General features: G+C 55.9%; 7 protein-coding genes. All 7 read right to left on the bottom strand.

Annotation, left to right across the window (positions count from 1 at the left end):
- Nucleotides 1-50: 50 nt before the first annotated feature.
- Genes ABJK70_RS19900 through ABJK70_RS19930 form a run of 7 tightly spaced genes read right to left on the bottom strand, consistent with a single transcriptional unit; the run spans nucleotide 51 to nucleotide 4,738 of the window.
- A complete protein-coding gene (locus tag ABJK70_RS19900) occupies nucleotides 51-890 on the bottom strand; it encodes a FoF1 ATP synthase subunit gamma (protein ID WP_347258867.1) in 840 nt (279 codons plus the stop codon).
- 4 nt (nucleotides 891-894) lie between these two features.
- A complete protein-coding gene (locus tag ABJK70_RS19905; protein ID WP_156881764.1) occupies nucleotides 895-2,382 on the bottom strand; it encodes a F0F1 ATP synthase subunit alpha in 1,488 nt (495 codons plus the stop codon).
- Nucleotides 2,357-3,103: a F0F1 ATP synthase subunit delta gene (locus ABJK70_RS19910; RefSeq protein WP_086134603.1), complete on the bottom strand. Its 747-nt coding sequence runs from the start codon at nucleotides 3,101-3,103 to the stop codon at nucleotides 2,357-2,359. Before ABJK70_RS19910 ends, ABJK70_RS19905 begins: the two co-directional genes overlap by 26 nt.
- Before the next feature lie 9 nt (nucleotides 3,104-3,112).
- Nucleotides 3,113-3,379 carry a F0F1 ATP synthase subunit C gene (locus ABJK70_RS19915; protein WP_077731339.1) on the bottom strand — a complete coding sequence of 89 codons (267 nt, stop codon included), beginning with the start codon at nucleotides 3,377-3,379 and terminating at the stop codon, nucleotides 3,113-3,115.
- 3 nt (nucleotides 3,380-3,382) lie between these two features.
- A complete protein-coding gene (locus ABJK70_RS19920) occupies nucleotides 3,383-4,063 on the bottom strand; it encodes a F0F1 ATP synthase subunit A (RefSeq protein ID WP_077731340.1) in 681 nt (226 codons plus the stop codon).
- 2 nt (nucleotides 4,064-4,065) lie between these two features.
- Nucleotides 4,066-4,338, bottom strand: coding sequence for an AtpZ/AtpI family protein (locus ABJK70_RS19925; protein ID WP_077731341.1), 273 nt, complete (start codon nucleotides 4,336-4,338; stop codon nucleotides 4,066-4,068).
- Nucleotide 4,339: 1 nt separating this feature from the next.
- The gene (locus ABJK70_RS19930; RefSeq protein ID WP_077731342.1) at nucleotides 4,340-4,738 is read right to left on the bottom strand and encodes a F0F1 ATP synthase subunit epsilon; all 399 of its coding nucleotides are present in this window, start codon (nucleotides 4,736-4,738) and stop codon (nucleotides 4,340-4,342) included.
- Nucleotides 4,739-4,989 lie beyond the last annotated feature (251 nt).

Genomic DNA, 4,989 nt, shown 5'->3' on the forward strand with positions numbered 1-4,989 from the left:
TTGTTATTGTGCATCGTGACAAAAACGGTTATGGAAAACCGAAGCTTTTTTCAGATCTGATTGCTTAGCAGCGATTCGGCGCTCAGTAAAATAATTTCGATTTCCTCGACGATCTCTTCCTGGCGCAGCGCGTTGCTCTTGCGGCGAAGATCCTGGATTTTGGTGTCCATCCGGCGCAAGGCGTTTTCCATATGCTCCAAGCGCTGACGGTTCTCCGCCATCAGCGAGGCGTAGAACAAGCCCGGGAGCTTGGCGAACAGGTAATGCTCGGTCAATTCGGCAAAAAACAGGGCCGGATCGAGATTTAGCCGTGGCGGATAAGCGAATACCGGTTCTTCGGCCGGCATTATCGGCAAAAGAACATGGGAAGCGACGCCGCCTTCGGAGTCGTGGGAAAGAACGCTCAATCGCTTCCACTGCGCCGACTCCGCCCATAGCCGATGTAACGTCGTCATCAACTCGTTCAGGACCGCGCGCACTTCCTCGGCAACATTGGGCCCATCCAGCCATGCTTCAAGGTCGCGGCGCGCTTGCAGCTTGCTCGCAAGTCGCCGCCCGACCACCACCAACCGCGGCCGAATCGGCGGCAATGCGGCCAAGGCAGCCATAATCGCCTCATTGAAATCGCCACAAAACCCGCGTTCCGATCCGATCAGTATAAGCACATGCGACTCGCCTTCCCTTTGCCTGACGCCGCTCCGAAAGGCCGGATGAAAAGCCAGGAAATCCGAGCTGGCGGCCTCGATACTCTGGATCAAACGCCGCTGATGCCCCATGAACCGATTGAACTTGCGAGTCTCGATCAACGCCAGCGTTTTCATGGCGGTCATAATGTCCGAGATCTCGTCCAGCCGCCGTAAACGGTGTTCGATTTCCGCTCGCCGACTCATCCGTTCAATTACCCGATCCGCTCAGGCGACGATCCAGCCATTGATGCCACTCTTCCCGGCTGGCCGACAAATCGATGGGAAAGCGCTGCAACCCATTTGCCAAGTCCTCCAGTTTTTGTCGAACCGAAACTGAATCCGGATTGTCGAGTCGCCCCGTGTTATACGCCATCATCCAAGCCAGCTGGAACTCCGGCGATAACGGTACCAACCGCTCTTGCTTCAAAACCTCGCGCAGCACCTGCCCGCGCCGAATTTTCTCTTCCATGGACGCCTCGAGCTTGGACCCGAACCGCGTGAACGTCTCGAGTTCCAGAAACTGTAGATAGTCGAGTTTCATGCGCGCAGCCTCTTCCTTGATGCGCGGATGCTGCGCACGTCCTCCGATGCGGGAAACCGACCGGGTGATATCGATGGCCGGAAGAAATCCGCTGCCGAATAAGCGACGATCCAGATAAATCTGGCCATCCGTGATCGAGATCAGATTGGTCGGGATGTAAGCGGCAATTTCCCCCTGCTCGGTTTCGACGATAGGCAAGGCGGTCATGCTGCCCCCGCCATGGGTCGGTGCAAGACAGGTCGAGCGCTCCAACAAGCGCGAGTGCAGAAAGAAAATATCGCCCGGATACGCTTCCCGGCCGGGCGGTCGGCGCAGCAGCAAGGACAGCTCGCGGTAGGCACGCGCATGGGTGGAAAGATCGTCATAGACAACCAAAGTGTCCCGGCCGTGCCACATCCAATGCTCGGCCACGGCACAGCCGGCAAACGGTGCCAGGTATTTCAACCCCGGGGAATCGCTGGCCTCCGCCACAACCACCGTGGTGTAGGCCAGCGCACCGTAGCGCCGCAACAAATCGATGGCGCTGATGGCATCGGACCGCTTCTGGCCAATAAGCACGTAAACGCACAATACGTCCTGATCGCGCTGGTTGAGCACGACGTCCAGCGCGAGTGACGTTTTTCCGACTCCGTTATCGCCGATGATCAATTGCCGCTGTCCGCGTCCCAGGGGAATCATGGCATCGATAATCTTGGTGCCCGTATAAAGCGGCCGATCGACGAAATCTCTCGCGATGATCGGCGGTGAAGAAACATCGAGCTCCCGGCATAGATTAAGCTCCGGGGCCGGCTGACCATCCAGAGGTTTCCCCAAAGGATCGATTACCCTGCCGACCAGGCCGTCGCCGACTCTCAGAGATAGGCGCTGCCCCGTGAGATAGACCGGCGACCCTGAGGCCAGGCGGACCGTTTGTTCCAGCAGAATCGCGCCCAGCCGCTGATTGCCGAGATGAAAAACCAAACCGCGGCTGCCGTCCTCGAACAACAAAAGCTCATCCATCGCAGCGGACGGCAAACCGCTGATCCAGGCGATGCCGTCGCCGACCGAGAGCACCCGCCCGTATTCTTCGAGGCGCAGACCGAATCGGTAGCGGTCGACTTCCTCGGTCAAACGTGCGAGTAACAAGCCGTTACGCAGCGTGGCGGGTAGAGACATCTTGGAAGAATTTCAGCTCGTCACGGAGATTGGCGGATAAGATCCAGGAACCGGCATGTATACGAACCCCCGCCAACAATGAGGGATCCTCTTTGAAGATCGGTTTGACCCCGGTTCCGGCGGTTTGTCCGATCGCTTCCGCTAAAGCCATTTGTCGATCCGGGTCCAGCGGATATGCGCTCGATACCTCGAGAGCATCGTCCGCCATCGCCGCCCTTAATTTTTCGAGCTCTGCTTTCGGCAGTTTCCTAAGATCGCTCAAAGCCATGGATATGAGCCTTGCTTCCAATTCCGCCGAAGCCAAGCGCTCCAGAAGCTTCACTGCAAATCGACTACCCAACTCGACCGCCTGCTGCTCCGTCGTCCGCATCCACTCTTGTCGTTCCCGTTCTTCTTGAGCTCGCTCCTTCGCGCGCCGATCCGATTGCTCCTCTGCGAGCTTCTCTAAAAGACGCTGGCGTTCCGCAGCGATCTCTTTCTCCAATTCGCTTCTCGCCAAGTCCTTTTCCTTTTCCCAATTCGCGATGTTGCGTTCGCAGGCCTCCTTGGCCGCCAGCGCCTCCAGACGCGCCTGATCCGCAAGTCTCAGCTGCTCCTCTATCTTCCGTTGACGGGCTTGGATGACATCTCTGACGGGGCGATAGAGAAAACGTCGAAGTATCCATACCAGAACGATGAAATTGACGAATTCCAGTACGAAGGTCGTCCAATCGAAGCTCATTAGACGGCCTTATCTCAGTAAATATTCCAGCAGCGGGTTGCGGAACAAAATGATCAATACCACGACCAGCACGTAGATAGCCAAAGATTCGATCATGGCAAGCCCGATAAATAGCGTGCGGGTAATCGCTTTCTCCGCCTCCGGCTGTCGTGCCAGTGCCTCGAGCGCTTGGGAAATCGCCTTGCCCATCGCGATACCCGGAGCCACTACGCCCAAACCGATGGCCAGCGCCGCGCCGACTGTGGACAAGACGACAAACCAAGTCATATCGCTCATGCATTACTCCTTCTCTTGTAGCTGCTGTGTTTGAAGCGCGCCGGCAATGTAAATCAGTGCCAGCATTCCGAAAATATACGCCTGCACGAGTGCTTCCACGATGTGCAACAAGAGCAAGGGTACGGGCGCCAAGAAACCGGCCACCAACAGTACCAAAAGCACCGCAAGTTCAATACTCATGATATTGCCGAATAAACGCACGGCTAGCGCGATTGTTCGGGAAATCTCGCTCAAAAGGTGAAACGGCAACATTAGCGGCGTGGGCGCGAGATAATGACGCAAATATCTCCAGCCGCTGGTTTTCACCCCGTACCAATGCACGGAAAAAAACACCAAAAACGCCAGAGCTGCCGTCTGGGACAAGTTGGCCGTGGGAGAACCGAGCCCCGGAATTAAACCGGCAAGGTTGGCTACTACAAGATAGATCCAGAGCGTGCCGATGAACGGCAGCAGTTCCACTCCGTGGGCGGGCGTCACCGCCTGAATAGCCTGCTCCATCAAGCCGATCACGCCTTCCAGCATCGCTTGCAGCCCGGACGGCTTATCGACGCTCAGTCTGCGGGTGGCAAGCCAGGAAAAAACGCCCAAAAAAAGCATCAACAACCATGTGGTGATTACAGTCGGGCCGATATGGACTGGACCGACATCGAACGACAATAATGCAATGAGCTCAGCTTGCTCCACAGTCAATGCTCGCGTACGAACAGATACACGTTAAAAATGCCGACAATCACCCCGATAATGATGAGACTGACCGTCCAATGAATGGAATAACCCTTGGATAGGCTATCCAGCCACCGCCCCAGATAAGCGCCCAAAATTACGGGTATGACCAGCAGCAGTGCCAACACGCCGAGAAAGGCCGTCTGGGATAATAGCGTCGAACGGTCCCGCTCGGCCTGCTCCATACGCTTCGCCTGCCGTTCGATCGAACGGCGCAATTTTTCCTGCTCATCCATATCATCGCCCCCGCTCGATTTCCAGCAAACGCTTCAGCATTTCCTCTTCCAACCGGCGCAGGCTTTGTTTAAGGCCCGCAAGTGTTTCTTCTTCTTTCAACAGTTGTTCCGTTAGCGCTTCGGTGATGCGATTGTAATCGGAATCGCGGATGTAGCGCCTGGTATTGATGAAAAGCTGATTATCGACGAAGTAGGCCAAGGCGCCCGGCAGCGCCAAATACTGCCAGGGCCCGCCCTCGCACCGGTAGCGGGCGAGACCGAACACAAGGGCGGTCATGAAGCGCTCGTGATGCGCACGCAACCCGAAGCTGCCGGTAGCGTCCTCTGCGACGAAGCTTTCCACGTCTTCGATACGCTCGAACTGATCGGAACTCTGTAAGTTCAGAATAAAGGTGCTCATGTTACCGGGGTATCTTCGATATTCCCGAAAACTTTGTAAACACGCGCTCCTGAACAATGGTCGAAATATGCGAAAAGCGCGGAGCGCGATTGTTTCATAGCTTTCTTAAAGCTCATCTTCTGTAAAATCCTTAGACTATGACCCTTTGATAAGGCGGCCTAGCAGCGAATCGGGTGGAAATAACAGCTATTTTCAAGGATGGAGCGCAACCAAAACGAGAAAGCCGCCGCCGAAACGCTAATTCATTGAGA

This window comes from Methylocaldum sp. (assembly GCF_039794385.1).
GTDB lineage: Bacteria > Pseudomonadota > Gammaproteobacteria > Methylococcales > Methylococcaceae > Methylocaldum.